19 protein-coding genes are annotated in these 18056 nt (G+C 36.2%); 11 read left to right on the plus strand and 8 right to left on the minus strand.

Annotated features, from left to right (window positions below; all coding sequences use genetic code 11):
- Position 1 precedes the first annotated feature (1 nt).
- Positions 2-934, minus strand: coding sequence for a tetratricopeptide repeat protein (locus H6614_05535; protein MCB9243115.1), 933 nt, complete (start codon positions 932-934; stop codon positions 2-4).
- A gap of 204 nt (positions 935-1138) precedes the next feature.
- On the opposite strand from H6614_05535, the gene H6614_05540 reads away from it, so the two are divergent.
- Positions 1139-1636, plus strand: coding sequence for a YajQ family cyclic di-GMP-binding protein (locus tag H6614_05540; GenBank protein ID MCB9243116.1), 498 nt, complete (start codon positions 1139-1141; stop codon positions 1634-1636).
- A complete protein-coding gene (locus H6614_05545; protein ID MCB9243117.1) occupies positions 1636-2433 on the plus strand; it encodes an N-acetylmuramoyl-L-alanine amidase in 798 nt (265 codons plus the stop codon). Before H6614_05540 ends, H6614_05545 begins: the two co-directional genes overlap by 1 nt.
- 38 nt (positions 2434-2471) lie before the next feature.
- Here H6614_05545 and H6614_05550 read toward each other — a convergent pair whose 3' ends face one another.
- Positions 2472-3413: a septal ring lytic transglycosylase RlpA family protein gene (locus H6614_05550; protein MCB9243118.1), complete on the minus strand. Its 942-nt coding sequence runs from the start codon at positions 3411-3413 to the stop codon at positions 2472-2474.
- A gap of 417 nt (positions 3414-3830) precedes the next feature.
- On the opposite strand from H6614_05550, the gene H6614_05555 reads away from it, so the two are divergent.
- Together H6614_05555 and H6614_05560 are read left to right on the plus strand one after the other, a co-directional pair.
- Complete coding sequence (locus H6614_05555) at positions 3831-6041, plus strand: thioredoxin domain-containing protein (protein ID MCB9243119.1); 2211 nt, start codon at positions 3831-3833, stop codon at positions 6039-6041.
- Positions 6042-6053: 12 nt separating this feature from the next.
- Positions 6054-6977: a helix-turn-helix transcriptional regulator gene (locus tag H6614_05560; GenBank protein MCB9243120.1), complete on the plus strand. Its 924-nt coding sequence runs from the start codon at positions 6054-6056 to the stop codon at positions 6975-6977.
- A 2-nt stretch (positions 6978-6979) separates the two neighbouring features.
- Here the strand turns inward: H6614_05560 and H6614_05565 are convergent, their stop codons facing one another.
- Positions 6980-7405 (minus strand): hypothetical protein, encoded by a 426-nt coding sequence (locus H6614_05565; GenBank protein MCB9243121.1) that lies wholly within the window; start codon positions 7403-7405, stop codon positions 6980-6982.
- Positions 7406-7597: 192 nt separating this feature from the next.
- Here H6614_05565 and H6614_05570 point away from each other — a divergent pair, with 192 nt between their 5' ends.
- The 3 genes from H6614_05570 to H6614_05580 all read left to right on the plus strand — a co-directional run bounded on the left by H6614_05570 (position 7598) and on the right by H6614_05580 (position 10708).
- Entirely contained in the window at positions 7598-8083 is a 486-nt protein-coding gene (locus H6614_05570) for a hypothetical protein (protein ID MCB9243122.1), read from the plus strand.
- Between the two features lie 163 nt (positions 8084-8246).
- Positions 8247-10082, plus strand: coding sequence for a VCBS repeat-containing protein (locus tag H6614_05575; GenBank protein MCB9243123.1), 1836 nt, complete (start codon positions 8247-8249; stop codon positions 10080-10082).
- A gap of 107 nt (positions 10083-10189) precedes the next feature.
- Positions 10190-10708: a DUF1579 family protein gene (locus tag H6614_05580; protein MCB9243124.1), complete on the plus strand. Its 519-nt coding sequence runs from the start codon at positions 10190-10192 to the stop codon at positions 10706-10708.
- A 5-nt stretch (positions 10709-10713) separates the two neighbouring features.
- On the opposite strand, the gene H6614_05585 is transcribed toward H6614_05580, so the two are convergent.
- Positions 10714-11412, minus strand: coding sequence for a hypothetical protein (locus H6614_05585; GenBank protein MCB9243125.1), 699 nt, complete (start codon positions 11410-11412; stop codon positions 10714-10716).
- Between the two features lie 433 nt (positions 11413-11845).
- On the opposite strand from H6614_05585, the gene H6614_05590 reads away from it, so the two are divergent.
- The gene (locus H6614_05590) at positions 11846-12367 is read left to right on the plus strand and encodes a GNAT family N-acetyltransferase (GenBank protein ID MCB9243126.1); all 522 of its coding nucleotides are present in this window, start codon (positions 11846-11848) and stop codon (positions 12365-12367) included.
- On the opposite strand, the gene H6614_05595 is transcribed toward H6614_05590, so the two are convergent.
- Genes H6614_05595 through H6614_05605 form a run of 3 tightly spaced genes read right to left on the minus strand, consistent with a single transcriptional unit; the run spans position 12368 to position 14972 of the window.
- Positions 12368-12847: a DUF4870 domain-containing protein gene (locus H6614_05595; protein ID MCB9243127.1), complete on the minus strand. Its 480-nt coding sequence runs from the start codon at positions 12845-12847 to the stop codon at positions 12368-12370.
- A 9-nt stretch (positions 12848-12856) separates the two neighbouring features.
- Entirely contained in the window at positions 12857-13696 is an 840-nt protein-coding gene (locus tag H6614_05600) for a dienelactone hydrolase family protein (GenBank protein MCB9243128.1), read from the minus strand.
- A 37-nt stretch (positions 13697-13733) separates the two neighbouring features.
- Positions 13734-14972, minus strand: a complete 1239-nt coding sequence (locus H6614_05605; GenBank protein ID MCB9243129.1) for an Nramp family divalent metal transporter — start codon at positions 14970-14972, stop codon at positions 13734-13736.
- A gap of 82 nt (positions 14973-15054) precedes the next feature.
- Between H6614_05605 and H6614_05610 the strand changes: the two genes are divergently transcribed.
- From H6614_05610 to H6614_05620, 3 genes are read left to right on the plus strand one after another with little or no spacing between them, the layout of a single operon-like run.
- Entirely contained in the window at positions 15055-15534 is a 480-nt protein-coding gene (locus tag H6614_05610) for a hypothetical protein (protein MCB9243130.1), read from the plus strand.
- Positions 15534-16442, plus strand: a complete 909-nt coding sequence (locus tag H6614_05615; GenBank protein MCB9243131.1) for an alpha/beta hydrolase — start codon at positions 15534-15536, stop codon at positions 16440-16442. Before H6614_05610 ends, H6614_05615 begins: the two co-directional genes overlap by 1 nt.
- Complete coding sequence (locus tag H6614_05620; GenBank protein ID MCB9243132.1) at positions 16432-17295, plus strand: hypothetical protein; 864 nt, start codon at positions 16432-16434, stop codon at positions 17293-17295. The genes H6614_05615 and H6614_05620 overlap by 11 nt, the downstream gene beginning before the upstream one ends.
- Positions 17296-17303: 8 nt before the next feature.
- On the opposite strand, the gene H6614_05625 is transcribed toward H6614_05620, so the two are convergent.
- Positions 17304-17981: a DUF4476 domain-containing protein gene (locus tag H6614_05625; GenBank protein ID MCB9243133.1), complete on the minus strand. Its 678-nt coding sequence runs from the start codon at positions 17979-17981 to the stop codon at positions 17304-17306.
- Positions 17982-18056: the final 75 nt, after the last annotated feature.

The following is an 18056-nucleotide window of genomic DNA, read 5'->3' on the forward strand; positions in this document are numbered from 1 at the left end:
CCTATTGCATTGAATTTCTTTTTTCCTGTGCAGCATCTCTTTTCGCATCCATATTAAGAGCGTCGTATGCTACAATGATTATATCCAGTGAACTTTTTACAAGGTCATTATTCGTAGAAGATTCAATAAAAGGTTCAAGGATCGATACTATATCATTCATATAACTTGAAACATCAGCACTTCCATCTGCCTCTATTATCTTTTCAGCCATTTTAACCCTGGCGAGTGCCGCATTGTAAACTGCAACTTCATAATATTGATTGTCATGAGGCAAATATTGAATGTTAACGATCTTATCAAAAAGCTTTACAGCTGTTTCATAGTTCTTGCTATCCATTGCTGAGATACCAGATTGGTATAATATCTTTGCAATCTGTATAGCATCTTCTTTACTCTTGCTCTTGTTTAGAATATGAGTATAAATGTCCAAAGCATCATCAGTTTTTCCTATAATTACGTATGTATCAGCAAGCATTTGCTGTGCGGCAATACTATCGGGAAAAATTGTAGTAGCAGCAATAAAATAATTAGAAGCGTTGTTAAATGAATTTATTCCACCGGCAGAATCAGAAGAATATTGTTTAGCTGCAGCATTGAATTTATTTATGCCGTCATTGAATGTTGTTATATAGTAGTTTACTATGTTAGTTGCATAAGCGTCTGACATTGACAAACTTTTATTTAATGCCTCACCACCTTCTTTATATTTTTTTGTTTCTATTAGAGAAACACCTAGCATATACCAGCCTTCAGGGTCATTGCTATTTTTTTCAAGCCCTATTTTCAATTCAGTAGCAGCTTTTTCATAATCTTTATTCTGGAATGCGATCTTTCCAGCGTTGGTTTCCGCAGATGCGCATCCGCTGAGATATGCTCCTATTAAAACTAAAAGAACGATAACTAGTGAGCTAATAAGATTATTTTTGCGGTTCATATTTTTTCTCCGATAATATTAACTTTAATTAAATTATTATGTAATATAAATAAATTAACTCTCTTATTCAATTTAGGTTTTTATGTAAGTCTATATTTTTAAACCTCATAATAGCTTTTGGCTTAAGAATTATCTTTAAAAAATGTATCTTTCCGTTAAGTTTAATAATAAGATATAGCTTTTCAATAAATTAAAAATTACTAAATGGCAAACCAGTTCTCATTCGATATTGTGTCTGAAATTGACATGCAGGAGATAGATAATGCGGTAAATCAGGCTTCAAAAGAGGTCCAACAAAGATATGATCTAAAGGATACCGGCAGCTCGTATGAACTCAATAAAAATGATAAAAAAATAACCATAAACTCGAAAGACGAATATACCCTCAAAACAGTAGTGGATGTACTTCAGAACAAAATGATAAAGAGGGGAATTTCCTTAAAAGCACTCCAATATGATGATGTGGAACCAGCAAGCGGAGGAACGGTCAGACAAATAATTACGTTACAATCAGGTATAAGCAAGGAGAACTGTAAGAAAATTGTTAAAATGATCAAAGATACTAAGCTAAAAGTACAGGCGGCAATTCAGGATGAACAAGTTAGAGTAACAGGTAAGGCTAAAGATGATCTGCAGGATGTGATTTCCATGTTAAAAGGTGCGGATCTCGATTTTGCTGTTCAATTTACAAATTATAAGTAATGCTTAAGTATTTTTTAACTATATCGGTTAGCGTATCATTTTTAATGCTCTTTCTTGGGAATCTGACATCCCAGGAAGAGGATCAAACCGGTAAGACAAATAAAGAGATTAAAACTATTGTTATAGATGCAGGACATGGCGGAAAAGATCCCGGTGCCATAGCTATTGACGGCACATATGAAAAGGATATCAATCTTCCTGTAGCTTTAAAATTAAGAGATCTCTTACTTCAGGGCTATAATGATGTTGAAGTGGTTATGACAAGAGATGATGACAGATTTATAGAACTTCATGAAAGGGGACGGATCGCTAATGAAAATGGCGGTAATCTATTTGTAAGTATACATTCAAATTCCAAGAAAGTTGATGATCTCGAAGAAAAGACGGGATTTGAATTATATCTACTGGACCTTGTACGTAAAGAAAGAGCTACTGAACTGACGCAACAGGAAAATGTTTACCTTAAAGGGTCTGAACCATCTGCTGTCTCAGACTTCTTTGTTGCCTCATTAATGGAAAGTTCAAATCTTAGAGTTGCACACAGACTAGCCAATATTCTTAAGACAGAAATAGTGAAGGGGACACCGTTAAAAAATAATGGTGTCAAGCAGGATGCTTTCGTTGTATTGTACGGAGCCTCAATGCCCGCGGTTTTGGTCGAGTGTGGATTCTTAACAAATCAGAAGGATACCGATTACTTAAAGTCCGAGAAGGGGCAGTATGAAATTGCAAATGCGATCTATAAAGGAATACGGTTTTTTAAATATGATTACGACTACGAAAATTCACTCCGTTGAGTATAATAAAAAAGCCGTCTTTAAGACGGCTTTTACTTTCAACTTCCGATTGCTACCAGCTTAGGAAGAAAATCTAACTTCTTGAGTAACTTTTTATCGTTCCTCGATTCTCTCTTATCCTTGTAGTTTCCTACAAATATTTTATAGCTGGTTTCATCACCGGAAATTATTTCTTCAATAAAGATTGTTCCGAAATTATTCGATTCTAATCTTCCAATCAGTTCGTAAGCAAGTAATTTATCTTCGAATTTTGCGATCTCAAAAGTATAACCCTTTACGAATTTTATCCTGTTCGTTACCTCAAAGTAGTTAGTGTTGGGTTCTTCATCGATTGCTTGATAAATTGTAGAGCTAGCGTCTTCCGAATTAGGTGTCAGTACTTTTATCTTAACCCTTTTGAAGGTGTTAAAGATAGTGTTGAACTCTTCGTCGGAAAGTTCCTCTCCGAATTTACTTACCTCCTCAGCTTCCTGTCTTTCGTATTCTACAAAGACTTTGGATTTAAGAGGTAATATATTCTCGAACAGATTTACGGGGACAAGTTGTTCCTCTTCCTCGGCTTGTTTTTCTGCATCGAGTTCTTCCTGAGTCACTACTTCAAGTCTGACTTCTGCTAAACCACCCATACCTATTTCTTCTTTTGCAGCTTTGGATAAATCTATTATCCTGCCTTTTGCGTATGGACCTCTGTCATTTATTCTGACAACTACGGATTTATCATTTGCGAGGTTTATTACTCTCACTAGTGTGTTGAAGGGAAGTGTCTTGTGGGCGGCTGTTAGTTCATAGGTATTAAATCTCTCGCCGTTGGCGGTTTTTCTACCATGAAAGCCAGGCCCGTACCAAGATGCTATTCCTTCTTGAGTAAACTCGGCAATTTTATCCTTTGGTTTAGCGTTAAGTTCGAAATTTTGCTTACTGACCGGATTGATTAGAATTAGCGCACCTAAAACAAAAAATAACAATGTTTTAGTTTTCAATAATTACTTCTCCTATGTATGTTATCGAATGGTAATTCAAAAAAAACTTACCAGCACATTAAACTAAACGAATCCTGTGCTAAAACTTTTGTTAAAGAACGAGCTATAATCGTAATTTCTATAGCTTGTTTTAGATATCATATAAGATACCAAAAATGGATTTGAGTATCAAGACATTTTATGTTCCATTTAGGAGCTTTAAACCAACAAATCAATAATATTATGCTGTATTAACACTAGTATAAACTACTCAGATCATTGATATTGCCTTGATCTCAACTGTTTATAAGGGTTTGGCACAAAATATTCTAGAAAATATTTGAAATCAGAAACGAGATTGCCTATATGTAAGTTTTACCTTATAAGATTTGGTTATTTTTATATTTTAGTTATAGATATTTATCCATAATTTGAACTATGACCCAAAAACAACGAGCTAAGGATAAGTCAACGATTATTATTATATTATTGGTCGTTCTTTTGCCTATAATCTTATTTTTTGCCAATAGTGATTCAATTTCATTATTCGATAATAAAAAGCCCAACCGACTTGTAAACGAGAAAAGCCCTTATCTCTTGCAACATGCATATAACCCGGTGGACTGGTATCCCTGGGGGGAAGAAGCCTTAAATAAAGCAAAGGAAGAAAATAAGCCCATATTTTTATCGGTTGGTTATTCAACATGCTATTGGTGTCATGTAATGGAAAAAGAAGTTTTTGAGAATGACTCGATTGCAAATTTAATGAATGAGTATTTTATTAACATTAAAGTTGATAGGGAAGAAAGACCCGATATAGATCGTATTTATATGACAGCCTTAACTGCAATGGGTGCAGAAGGTGGCTGGCCAATGTCAATGTTCCTTACTCCCGATTTGAAGCCTTTCTATGGAGCAACATACATTCCTCCTTTTTCTTCCGACAAAGGGATGGGCTTTACTGAACTCATAGACCAGATCCACACATCATGGGTCAATAATCCAAAACAGATAACATCCGCAGGTAATAAATTTGCTGAGTTACTAAAGGAAAGTTCTAAACACGAAATGGAAAAGTCTCCCTTGAAAAAGGAGATTTTCGATCTGGCTTTTTCAAATTTTGTTGAGTCTTATGACAATGAGAATGGTGGTTTCGGTGAAAGTGCGAAATTTCCCTTACCTTATTCGTATGAATTCTTACTAATGTACGGAGATAGATTCGAGAATAGCGAAGCGGATAATATTGTATTGAGCACACTCCGGAAAATGATAAACGGCGGCATATATGATCATCTTGGCGGCGGTATCCATAGATATTCTGTTGATAAATATTGGCGTGTACCTCACTTCGAAAAGATGCTTTATGACCAGGCGGGAGTTTCTTCTTTACTGATCAATGCTTACCTCTCGACAGGTGATAGCATATACAGAAAACCGGCTGAAAAAACCCTCGATTATGTTCTTGAGAAACTGACTTCGGAAGAAGGGGGATTTTATTCGGCAGAAGATGCTATTGGGGCTTCGGTAGAAGGTACTATTGGAGAAGGTGCGTATTATCTGTGGACAAAAAAAGAAATCGATGATATACTTGGAAGTAACGCAGACCTTGTAGAATTCTATTTCGGCGTATCTCAACAGGGAAATGTGCCTCCGGCTTCCGACCCACTCGGCGAAATGAAGGGCAAAAATGTTTTGTATATAGCTAATTCACTAAATCAAACAGCCCAGAAATTTAAAAAATCCGAACAGGAAACGGAAAAAATAATTGACGACGCAATAACGAAACTCTATTCAGCAAGAAACAAACGTCCAAGGCTTTACAGAGATGATAAGATCATACTTGCATGGAATGGGCTTATGATCTCGTCTTTCAGCAAGGGGTACTCCGCATTTGGTAGCCCCAAATACCTGGATGCCGCTAAAAAGTCAGCTGACTTTATCTTAGCAAATCTTTACGACGAAAACACTCATACCTTGAAGCGCAGATACATGGATAAAGAAACGAAATACGAGGGTAATCTTGCCGATTATTCTTCTTTTATCCAGGGCTTGCTGGATCTGTACGAAGCGTCATTCGATCAAAAGTATCTCAAAACAGCAAATGATCTGGCACTCTCAATGATAAGCATATTTTATGATAATGAGCATGGAGGGTTTTATGATATTTCAGGGAATGATAAGTCATTATTAGTAAGAACGAAGGATGAATTTGACGGAGCAGAGCCCTCTGGGAACTCAATAGCTATACTGGATATTTTGAGGCTTGCCCAATATACTGACAATAAAGATTTTACTGAAAAAGGGAAGAAATCACTCGACTATTTTTCCGGTTTTATGTCGCAAAATCCCAACAGTATGGCTAATATGCTGAGAGCATTATCATTTTATCTATATAAACCTAAACAGATCATCATAACAGGTGATCCGTCCTCCCAGGAAACACAATCACTTATAAACACTGTAAATAAAAGATTTATTCCTGATAAAATATTTATAGTTGCCTCAAAAGTTGATGATAATTCGTTAATTCCATACCTCTCCTCAATAGTGACTGACAAAACTAAGCCAATGGCTTATGTCTGCGAGAATTATACATGTAAACTTCCTGTAAATAATTCCGTACAACTAGAGAAACTTTTAGACGAATAAATCGCCCTCAGCATGTCGGAAGTAAGAGTGATAAATCAATTCCCGGACTGGTACGCTCCGGATTTTAGAATTTCAGAATGGAATCGGAATTTTGTCGATTCCAATGTAATCCTTAATTCGGATGTGTATGAAGCCATTTACCCTGAACATTGGGGACCTCTTTCTTTGAAGTTTGCTTTTAATGGATGCGAGTTTTATGAATCGGATAACTGCCGTTATAGGGTAACAGACGGGTATTTCCTTCTTTTCAACCATAATCAATATTACAGCAGTTATCTAAGCTCAAATAAAGCCGTCAGGTCATTTACAATAAATTTCGCCAGAGATTTTAAAGAAAAGAAGATCGCTGACCTGGTTGTAAGCGATGATCAGCTTCTTGATGACCCGCTTTACGAACCTATTAAAAATATGAACTTCTTTTCAGGATTATATAGATTTAATGGCGAGATCCTCAAAGAGATAGTTGAGCTTAAGAGTTATCTCGATGGTTTAAATTACAACACGCTTTTTATAAATCAGAAACTATCAAGTATCCTTGAGCAGATGTATTATCTTAATTGTAATGTGGCACTTGATGTAAAGAAGATAAAGGCTGAAAGACCATCAACCAAAATAGAGACTTATAGGCGGATTTGTAAAGCTAAAGATTATATAGAATCTAACTTTATGAATGAGGTAACTCTAGATAGGTTAGCTAGTGTTGCATGTATGAACCCTTTCCATCTACTGAGGAAATTCAAACAATTTTATAATGAAACTCCCCATCGGTATCTCACAAAAGTACGAATGAATGAAGCAAAGATTTTATTAGCTCAAAGGGATACCTCTGTTACAGAAGTTTGTTTCGAAGTTGGTTATGAAGATATCAGTTCATTTAGTAAGCTGTTCAAAAGATTTACCGGACTTTCACCGGACAATTTTAGAAGCTTATCTTAGAATTACTCCACTTTAAAAGTTTTAGTAATAGTAGCGTCTTTAGTTCCCATAAGGGTAACAACAAAATCCAGCCCCCTCGGATTCTCTTCCACCCGGCTCAATTTTACCACGAAATCACCTTTCTCTTTTGTCTTTATGGAAAGATCAGTATTTCTCATAGGGAATTTCACGTTTACTTCTGCGTTTGGTATAGGACTATCCCCGCATAATAATGTGCCTTCGAATGTTACGGACCATTGTCCTCTTTCATTATCTTCCACTGTGGATTTTCCATTTATCACAATATTAGTCTCAAGGCAGTTATAATACATGTTTTCACCGTGAGGCTGATTATCATCGGTAGATGTTTGCTGATTCTGTTCCTGTTGGCAGGAGGTAAGAAAAGATAGTAATAGTATAGTTAGAAAAATTGCTGTATTTTTTATCATAAATTGAATGTTTGTGTAAATATAGAATATAAGAACTTAAATTACAATTTAACCTGAGATTATATATAAAACTTGCTCTAGGTGGAGTATTTATAACTATTTTACAATATAATTATTGTTTATTAAGAATACGGTTTGACAAATAGAATATACTTTAATATTTTTAAATAATTTTAATTATATAATTAAGTTATGAATCTTGATCTCAGGGAACAATTAGATGAAATAACTGCCAATTGTATTACTTCAAGACAGAATCGGGAGGAAGTGACGGAGAAATATTCGACCCAGGATGATAGCGGATCGACGAAATTTTCCCAGATGATCATGGAAGTGATTATCCCTACTGTAAAAGACGCCTCATGGATTATCAGCCGTGCCGGGTGTTCGTTAAATTATTATACCAATAAGGGGGATAGGATCGATGATCCGGAGTTAAGAACTGTGATTCAGATTTTGTTTTACCCTAAAGGTCATAGCCGTAAGACTCTCGGGGTCAATGTCCCGTTTTTACAGTTTGCCTATAGCCCTTCTAAGAGAAATGTAAAAGTTACTACAAAATATTCTATAAAGACGGATGAACAACGGTTTAAGCTGGATCTTATAGATATTGATGATTTTAATGAGGAGATTTTTAATAGATACCTTCTGAGCTTTCTTAGGGAGGTAATGCAATAGTTTTCGAAAAGCTGTTTTTTATTTCAGCTAATTTTAGTACACTATAATAAGGAGTAACCGTAACGGCGGATTTTATAGAAATCCCACCTTAAAAAGTCAATTTTCGCCAAGCGGTTATATATGGGTGTCCGTAATTTTGTTTTGAAACTAAAACTAAACGATTATGAACACCCTTAATTACACTTTTAAAGCTTTACTTACAACACTTCTTATTCTTTTTGTCTCAGATTCTTATTCACAACAATTTACTAAAGTAACCGATGCATCGAATCCAATAGTGACAGCTCCGGGCGCAGCCGGAGGAACTTATGTCGGTGCCAGCTGGATAGATTATAACGGAGACGGCAGATTAGACCTTTTCTGGGATAGGAATACTTCTATCTATCAAGGGTTACCTGGAAATGTTTTTGTTGACATTACAAATATCATTACAAGCCAGGGAAGCGCCTATGGAAATACCTGGGCTGACTATGATAACGACGGGGATCTGGATTGCTTTATCTCCGGTGCCTTCAGTACCGGAAGTTTTTTGTATAGAAACGACGGGGGTATTTTTACAAAGATCACTTCCGATAGTATTGGTAACCCGCTTTTCAATAAGGCATGGGGATGTGCCTGGGGAGACTACAATAATGATGGTTATGTTGACCTTGTACTTGCTGCGGCATATCAATTCGGTGGCATTCTAAATCCAAACCGGCTTTATCTAAATAATGGTGATGGTACTTTCACATTTATTGATACTACACAAATTACGGATTCTCTTGATGCCTTTACAGTTCCCACATGGAATGATTATGATCTTGATGGGGATATAGATTTATTTATAGGTAGCGGTCCCGCAAACGGTATTGGTGCAAGGGATTACATATTTCATAATTATCTGAAGGAAACCGGAACGGCATATTTTAGCAGAATAGACACCGGTAGTATGGGTACCGATATTGTTGATGGACAGGTATGGAACTGGATAGATTACGATAATGATGGAGATCTGGACGGATTTCTTACGAATTATAGCAATAACATAAATAATAAACTATACCGGAACGAGGGTAATTATTACTTCAAAAGCATGACACAAGCAGAGGTGGGTACTATTGTATCCGATGCGGGTGCCTACCTTTCTAATATTTGGCAGGATTTTGATAATGATGGTGACCTGGATTGTATTGTCACTCGAGATAATGGTCAAAGATGCTATTATTATAATAATAATAATGACGGCACCTTTACTCGTGTTGACACAAATGCAATTACAACCTCGACAGGAAATAATTTCGGAGCAACAGCCGGGGATTATGATAAAGACGGAGATATGGATGTCTTTGTGATCGGTCCAAATACGACGAAAGGTTTATTCCGAAACGATAACTCTAATGGCAATAACTGGGTGAGTGTTACATGTAAAGGGGTTGGAGGAGCTAATGGATCTAATACATCTGCTATAGGAACAATTGTTCGCTTAAAAGCAACAATAAATGGAACACCGATATGGCAGATTAGACAGGTATTAGCCCAAAATTCCTTTAATTGCCAGAATGCGTTCGATGCACATTTTGGACTTGGAAATGCCACCGTGATAGATTCAATTGAGATACGCTGGACAAGAGGTATCGTAGATGTTTATACTAATGTTCCGATTAATTCATTTTACAATGCAATAGAAGGACAGTCGCTTGATCCTGTGAGTGTTCATAGTATAAGTTCATCTATTCCGGAGAGTTTTAATCTCTATCAGAACTATCCTAACCCATTTAATCCTTCAACAAATATTAAGTTTGATATAAAGTCAGCCGGATTAGTAACAATAAAAATATACGATATGCTCGGAAGGGAAGTCGTTCAACTTGTGAATGACATTCTTCAGCCCGGAGTTAAGCAGGTTGATTGGGACGGAAAAGATAAAAACGGTGTGGTTGTTTCATCCGGTGTGTATTTTTATAAAATGACAGCGAATGGGTTTACCGATTCTAAACGAATGGTTCTAGTTAAATAGTTTTTTTGCGAGTGCGGTAATTGGCTTAAAGGTTATTAGAAGGTTCAGAGGGTGTCCTTCAATTTCCAGCAAGCCAATTCCCATTCGTTTTATATAAAATTCTTATTATGAAATCATTTTACATTATTATGTTCGCAATATTTCCGATTTTTGCGTCTGCTCAGGACAATTCACAGACAACACCTTGCTCGTCACCGGAATCTGCACAGATGGATTTCTGGGTAGGGGAATGGAATGCTTCCTGGCAAGACAATGAAGGTAATACAAAAACCGGTACAAACACTATTAGTAAGATTCTGGGTGGCTGTGCCCTGCAAGAGAATTTTTCGACTTCGGATGGTTCTTTTGTCGGGAAAAGCTTTTCTGTGTATAATACCAGAAAAGGATATTGGGAGCAAACATGGGTTGATAATTCCGGTGCATTCTTGTCTTTTACGGGTGGACCAAGCGGTGATAAAGTGATACTTTCCCGTGAAGTTAATACAAAAGACGGAAGACATATAATGCAGAGAATGATATTTTCTGACATTAAACCGGATGCCTTTACATGGGATTGGGAATCATCGACCGATGATGGTACGACGTGGAATCTGAATTGGAGAATTAATTATACACGAAAAAACTAATTGTTTTATTGGAGCGAATTACAATCGAACGGATCGCTATCTACTATGGTTGATCCCTGGTAATACCTGAAATTTGTAATTCTTATCGAGCTTGTGTAAACAGGAGTGTTAGGATAATTTGAACCATAGAGGATACCAAAGACAATCGGAGTTATATAAAATGTCTTGCTGTATGTTGCAATTGTGGAACTTCCTGATTTTGATATAACTTCAACCGTTGAACCTGACCGCCTGAATCTCAACTCCCCGAAGGTATTTGTTGCCGGCTGTACATTTCCATTTGTTGAACTGGGTGAATTCCCCAGGGAATCAATAAATGCTCCTACATATAAAAAACCATCTATTCCCGGATATAATGATGTTCCTACCTGCGCAGAAAAATAATTATTATTGCCCTGGTTAAGCGCGTTTCCGGTTAATGAAACCTGGAAACCTAACCCCGGAGAATTATAAAAGAGATTTTCGTACTCTACGATCATTTCAAAATCGCCTGAAATTGTATCTTGATATAAAAATGTTGTCGGGGTGCCATTATTTAAGGAATTACTAAGTACTGCCATGCCACCGTTATTAAAACCTATACTAACATTCTGGTAGTTGTATAATATCCATCTCTTTGCGCATTCAACAACGCTTTCGTCGCATCCCAATAAAAAATTACCCAAAATAACAATCGTTCCTAATATTATTAACCGTAATTTCATTTTTTCTGCTGGTTTTTTTTAACATAATATTAATTTTTCAGATAATCAATAAATTAGCTCTCAACAATTAAATCCAACTTTCGTATATTTATATATGAAGATTGTAGTTTATTGGTTTATATTGATCCTTAGTTTCCAGATAGCGGTTATTTCGCTTCTTGAATTAGTGGGGGGATCATATAATATTATTTCGCCACCATCAATAGCATTGGTATTGGGATTTTGTATAGTAATGACTGTTTTATCGGTTGTCTCAATAAAAAAATTGTTAAAAATTTATAGACATACTACAAGATGAAAAATACATTTCTTTTAAAGGGGATCTTGGGACTTCTACTAACTCTTCTTATCCACATCTTACTCACTATTATATCCAATGTCAAGTTTGAGTATATGTTCACCTTTTATATTGTATGGATCGTTTTTCTATCCATTGGTATTGGCCAGACTATCAAAGCAAAACATAGAAGGGTATAACCTCTTGCTTATTCGTGAAATTACAAAAGAGGATAGAGAAAACATAACTTCTCTCTTACACGAGCACTGGGGTTCACCAAGGATTATTTCGAAAGGCATAGTTTATGAAGCGGATATGCTTGACGGTCTTATTATTTTGGAAGGGGATACTATATGCGGATTTTTAACCTATTTTATAAATTCCGATGGAATGGAGATCATTACGTTTAATAGTTTGGTTGAGAATACCGGGATAGGTACTGCTTTATTATATGAGATAATGAAAAAAGCAGTCGAGCTTGATGTTAAAAAGATCTCGTTAATTACAACGAATGATAACCTAAATGCCCTGCGGTTCTATCAAAAGAACGGGTTTAGAATTACCTCATATTACAAAGGTGCAATAAAAAATTCCCGTAAATTAAAGCCGTCAATCCCCTTAGTAGGAAATTACGGCATACCTATCGAAGATGAGATCGAATTGGAGTATAATGTGTAGTTATTGTGGAATAACTGTTCCTCCATATACTTTCTCGTAAACCTTCTTTCCGATTATAGGATACATTACCAGTTCTCCCTGGTATGACTTTACTCCCATGTATATACCGTAGCCAATTGCACCTAATATTATTACGATCATTCCTCCGTAAAATATTACCATCAAAATTATCATTAAAATAGATAAACCTGCATTAGGACCGGAATTATCCATACTTGTTAATGATGCGCTGGTTCCCATTATCATTATCACTATAAATAGGATAAAAACCAGGAGCATTAATGCAGCTATGTAGACAATGTGAAAAAATATTGCCTGCAATGAATGGAATCTTACAAATTTTGAATCATCTTTTTTTATCGCCCAGAATATCAAAGGAAGGAGTATCCCTGGCAATGTTCCCATAAACAAAGAAAAATGCGAGAGCATAGCGAATACTCTCTCGTCATTAGTTGGATATGGATTAGCTTTTTCTGCCATAGTTTTTATTTACTTCATTAAATTTTCTTTAAGGAAAGCTATGGTTTTTGACATCGCATCCTCCCTCGCTTCCGCATTATATTTCGGATTGCTTGGGTTTGCAAATGCGTGCGCCGCATCATACATATAGACTGTAAGTTCTTTATCTGCGGCTTTCATATTCTCCTTAAATTTCTCTACTATTTCAACTGTAATATGTCCGTCTTGTTCCGCAAAAATGCCTAAAACCGGGCAGTTGAGTGTTTTCAGCTTTTCTATATCATCCGATGGCATTCCATAATACATAACACATGCATCAGCCTGTTTCCCGGCTATCAATGTAGCATTTAGCGACCATCCACCACCGAAACACCAGCCTATAGTCCCAAATTGAGCATTTTCACCTGCATACTTAATAGCTCCTTCGATTATATCTATTGCTCTTAGTTGATCCAGGTTCTGCATATATTTCGATGCTTCGTCGCTGTTTGTTGCAACGTTGCCGTCATAAAGATCCAATGCAATTACATTAACGTCGCCTAAACTTCCCTGCAACAGATCAGATTCCTGTTTTATATAATCGTTCAATCCGTACCATTCATGGAAGACCATCAGCCATTTATTCGATGGGTTAGGCGATTCGATGTAATAGGCGTTTGCCGTTTTGCCGTCATCCGTATCATAGGTTATCATTTTACCCTTCATGTCTTTATAGATAAAAGTTATTGGATCGGGATGTTTCTCCTTAAAACCTGCTTCATTTCCTAATTTGGAAAATTTTTCTGTCGCCTCAATATCACAGCACGTTTTATTTTGCGCAAAGACTTGCGTAGTTACTAACATAATTACGAATATTATCAGTTTTTTCATTTTGTTTTATTTATTTACTATAAATTTAATATTCTGGCTAAAATAAATCAATTATTTCATCTGCTGAGATATAAACAAAAAGTAAAAGGCATATCAATAAAAGAATGTTGATTATTATACTATTTTTAAAATTACCAACCCAGTTTTTCTTATTGTTCATGATGAGTAAAGTGATTGCAAGAAATGGCATAAAGAACGATCCTGTAATAGTATAAATGATGATTATCCAGCCGGGTCTGTTAAACAACAATAACAATAAGGGAGGCACTGCAAGGAAGATTAGAAAAATATTATAGTAAAATTCGCCCTGTTTCTTTTGATTCTTATCCTCATCCTTCTTCGCATTATGCTTGTTAAATGTAACTATAAAATCGGAAAAGATATACGGGACACCCTGCCATACTCCAAGAAGCGATGTAAATACCGCTCCCCAAAATCCGATAAGAAATATCCATTTACCCATGGTTCCTAATAACGCTTCTAGTATTACAGACATTTCTAGAATTATCTGACTTCCTTGTAATATCTTTGGAGTAATTCCTGTTGCTATTATGAGTACGGCAATACCGAACAGCCCGGTAAAGAAATATGCTACAGCGAGGTCAAACTTTGATTTGTTCATGTCTTCTTTTGTTCTAAGACCTCTTTCTCTTATCCAGTAGCCGTAACTTAGTAATGTAACACTTCCGCCTACACCGCCTAAAATACTTAGAATAAATTTCCCGCTTCCCTGCGGTATTGATGGAATAAAATTGCTTAGTGTTAGACCCGTATGAGGTATGACTAATACAGCACAATAGATGAACGTTATGAACATTACTGCGATGAATATTTTCATTAGTTTCTCGAATACACTATACCTGCCGTAGTACACAACTATTGCGCCAAATAATGAATGAATTATGCCCCATACCTGTATTGAGAATTCAGGGAATATTGCGTTTGCCGCTATACCGCAAGCTGATATCAATGCTCCTGCAACTACAAACGACCATATGCATAGGTACGTTATAAAATAAATTGATACGATTTTTGGTAGCTTAGATACCCAGCCTTCAAGGATAGTACTTCCCGTGGATAATTGCCACCTTGCAATGCCTTCATTAAGGACATACTTAAATATCGCTCCCAATATCACTGCCCATAGTATTACTGTACCATATTGAGCTCCCGCAACCGATGCGGATATTAGATCGCCTGCCCCTACTCCTGTCGCGGCAACCGCAATACCGGGTCCGATGAATTTTAAATAGTCTAAAAAGGAAGTTTTTTTCAAGAATGGTTAATCTTTATAAGAAACATTTGGGTTTTGCATTAGTTAAAAATACAATTATTATTATTTTTAAAAAACAATAATCATGGATAAAATAAAGCATTTAATAATTTATACTTTCCTGTTGGTAATCCTCGCAGTGAGTACTGATTTATCTGCGCAGGGTTTTGGGCTGATGATGTCTGCGTCCGAGATTGAGAGGAGTAAAGATAGCCATACAGCTGAATATAGCGTTGTTATAGATGTCAATACGTTCTTCTTTTCGAAGGAAACTAGTGGTTATGGGGCTGAAGATCCTGAAAAAAAGTATTGCCAATTTTCTGAAACTGATCTAACTTCGATTTATAATTTGATAAAAGAACTCGGCTTATTAAAGTCCGATACCACTACAAATGATAAGAACGTTGTAGGAACATATTTCACATGTAATCTAACAATAGTAGATGAAAACGGAAGGTATGAAATAATGGTCAATGGAGCTGATGATCATTTTGGTAATGAAGAGCTTGTCACAAATGTAAAAAGACTATTATCTGAATTTAAGAGTCGTGCATTGGACTGTTAATGATTAGAAAAACTCTTATCATATCACTTCTATTAATTCTTTATTCCGGATTTAACTTTGCTGGCACTATAAAAGGTTCTATGAAAGTTGACGGCAAGAAGAGGACATACATGCTATATTTACCAAAAGGCTATTATATAGGTGACAAAAAACTTCCGCTTTTAATAGCAATTCATGGAAGGCTCGGTACCGGCAAGCAGATGATGACTACAACAGGATTTAATGATATTGCCGACAGGGAGGATTTTATTGTAGTTTATCCTGACGGACTGGATAGGAGCTGGGCTGATGGAAGAGGGGAGACACCTTCCGATAAAAACGGCATTAATGATGTTAAGTTCATTTCAAAGCTTATCGATAAGATCGTTGGGAAGTACAGGGTGGATACTTCACGTATATATGTAATGGGACATTCAAACGGTGGTGCAATGACAAACCGCCTTGGTTTTGATATCTCGGAAAGGTTAGCCGGGATAGCTCCCGTCGGGGCAAATGTTTCTGCCGAAATGGTAAAGAATTTTTCATCTAAAAGGCACATTCCGGTTCTTTTTATAAACGGAACTGCTGATGAATATATTCCCTTCGAAGGCGGAAATGGAAAATCGACTGATTATAACTATCCTCCTGTGATGGATATCTTTAACAAATGGAAGGAATTCAATGGATGTAACGATGAAATAACTATAGATACTATCGACAAAAAGGATGACGGTACAAAAGCCGTCGTTATAAATTATACAGATTGTTCGAATGCTCCTGTCAAAATGATCAAGATTATTGATGCAGGTCACTCATACCCTGGAGGAAGATCACAACTTCCCGAGTGGGTTCTCGGAAAATTTACTGAAGAGATTAACGCCTCGGAAGAAATATGGAAATTTTTTAAACAATCCAATAATGATAAATGAATTGTCTAACCTTCCGCCCGGTGTAATGGATGGAAGCATAAAAGTTGATGATCTAGATAGGCAATACCTTCTATATATCCCAAAATCGTATTCAAAAGATAAAAAAATGCCGTTACTTATTGCTCTTCATGGCAGGTTTGAGACCGGAGAGACAATGATGAAAGGTTCGGGGTTTAATGATATTGCAGATAGGGAAGGATTTATTGTAGTATATCCATATGGTTATAGAAGGAGTTGGGCTGATGGACGAGATGCGGTTCCGGCTGATAAAGATAATATTGATGACGTAAAGTTTATAACAACGCTTATGGATTACCTGATTAAGGAATTTAGTATTGCTAAGGAAAAAGTCTTTATCAGCGGTTATTCAAATGGTGCTGTTATGGCTAATACTCTTGCTGTTAAAATAACTGACCGGCTCGCAGGCGTTGCTTCGGTAGAAGGAGACATGACTTATTACGATATCTCATCTTTTCCATTGAGTAAGCACATTCCGATTATGTTTGTTAATGGCACCGCCGACAAAATAATTAAGATCGATGGCGGTTCTGGAGGGATCTTAAAGAATTATTCATTTCCTTCGATAGAAAGAGTTCTAAATGTATGGAAGAATTTCAACGGTTGTCATCAGACTGCATCTCTAAAAAGGTATGCTGAGAAGGATGACGGAACTGTCTCACTCGTGATCCTCTATGATTGTGTTAATGCTCCTGTCGAACTAATACTTGACATTAACGCAGGTCATATCTGGCCCGAATATAAAATAAAATACCCGCAATGGTTGCTTGGAAAAGCCACCACTGAGATCAATGCTTCAGATGAAATATGGAAATTTTTCAAAGAGAGCACATAATTATTCAACTACCAATCCGAACTGTGTTTCTTATGTGAATTAATATAGTCAGATAGTTCGTCTACACTGCTTGAGAAACTGAATACGTTATAGACCTTGTAAAAACTCCTTACATCGTCCATATTGTCGTAGCCGTATTTTGCCAATTCCAGCTTTGTTGACTCGAATGACATTTCATTAAGTATGTCGATCAATTGATCTACAGTTATATCGTAATCTGAAATTATTTGCTTTGCTACGGCTTCCTTGCCGGACTCGAAGCTTTGGTTTTTTATTATATCGAGCGCTTCCCGGAATTCTTTATTTGAAAGATAATCTCTATGATGCTTTTTCTTTTTTTTGTAATCATCACAGTTTCTATATTCCAGATATATCTTATCCCAGGAATCGAGGTAGGCATATACCTGACATCCATCTTCGAAACGGATAGATTTATTATATAATGTTTTTCGGTGAATACTATAATTTTGAGAATTTGTTCGTAACTCTGTGATAGTTAATCGATATGTGCCGGCAGAGACATGAGTGAATTCGATGTTACCATACCCTCTTTTGCTGTCATCGTCTAATGTTACTTCGTAGTATTTATCCCTGTCGAGTTCTACATAGAGCGATGAATAATACGAAGCAGACCTGGCGTTTTGAGCAAATATGAGTACAAAAAGTAAGAATAGGAATTGTTTCATATTTGATGGATTTAGTTAAACTTGCAGATTTTACTAAATCTTAGACAAATATGTTCCTTGAAAGTATTAATTGTA

Source organism: Ignavibacteriales bacterium (assembly GCA_020635255.1).
GTDB lineage: Bacteria > Bacteroidota > Ignavibacteria > Tepidaquicellales > Tepidaquicellaceae > JAEYVS01.

Coding starts and splice junctions, on each gene's coding strand:
- H6614_05540 (MCB9243116.1), top strand. CDS start 1,139: ATGGCAAACCAGTTCTCATTCGATATTGTGTCTGAAATTGACATGCAG.
- H6614_05545 (MCB9243117.1), top strand. CDS start 1,636: ATGCTTAAGTATTTTTTAACTATATCGGTTAGCGTATCATTTTTAATG.
- H6614_05575 (MCB9243123.1), top strand. CDS start 8,247: ATGAACACCCTTAATTACACTTTTAAAGCTTTACTTACAACACTTCTT.
- H6614_05580 (MCB9243124.1), top strand. CDS start 10,190: ATGAAATCATTTTACATTATTATGTTCGCAATATTTCCGATTTTTGCG.
- H6614_05565 (MCB9243121.1), bottom strand. CDS start 7,405: ATGATAAAAAATACAGCAATTTTTCTAACTATACTATTACTATCTTTT.
- H6614_05620 (MCB9243132.1), top strand. CDS start 16,432: ATGATAAATGAATTGTCTAACCTTCCGCCCGGTGTAATGGATGGAAGC.
- H6614_05610 (MCB9243130.1), top strand. CDS start 15,055: ATGGATAAAATAAAGCATTTAATAATTTATACTTTCCTGTTGGTAATC.
- H6614_05555 (MCB9243119.1), top strand. CDS start 3,831: ATGACCCAAAAACAACGAGCTAAGGATAAGTCAACGATTATTATTATA.
- H6614_05585 (MCB9243125.1), bottom strand. CDS start 11,412: ATGAAATTACGGTTAATAATATTAGGAACGATTGTTATTTTGGGTAAT.
- H6614_05570 (MCB9243122.1), top strand. CDS start 7,598: ATGAATCTTGATCTCAGGGAACAATTAGATGAAATAACTGCCAATTGT.
- H6614_05600 (MCB9243128.1), bottom strand. CDS start 13,696: ATGAAAAAACTGATAATATTCGTAATTATGTTAGTAACTACGCAAGTC.
- H6614_05535 (MCB9243115.1), bottom strand. CDS start 934: ATGAACCGCAAAAATAATCTTATTAGCTCACTAGTTATCGTTCTTTTA.
- H6614_05595 (MCB9243127.1), bottom strand. CDS start 12,847: ATGGCAGAAAAAGCTAATCCATATCCAACTAATGACGAGAGAGTATTC.
- H6614_05625 (MCB9243133.1), bottom strand. CDS start 17,981: ATGAAACAATTCCTATTCTTACTTTTTGTACTCATATTTGCTCAAAAC.
- H6614_05615 (MCB9243131.1), top strand. CDS start 15,534: ATGATTAGAAAAACTCTTATCATATCACTTCTATTAATTCTTTATTCC.
- H6614_05560 (MCB9243120.1), top strand. CDS start 6,054: ATGTCGGAAGTAAGAGTGATAAATCAATTCCCGGACTGGTACGCTCCG.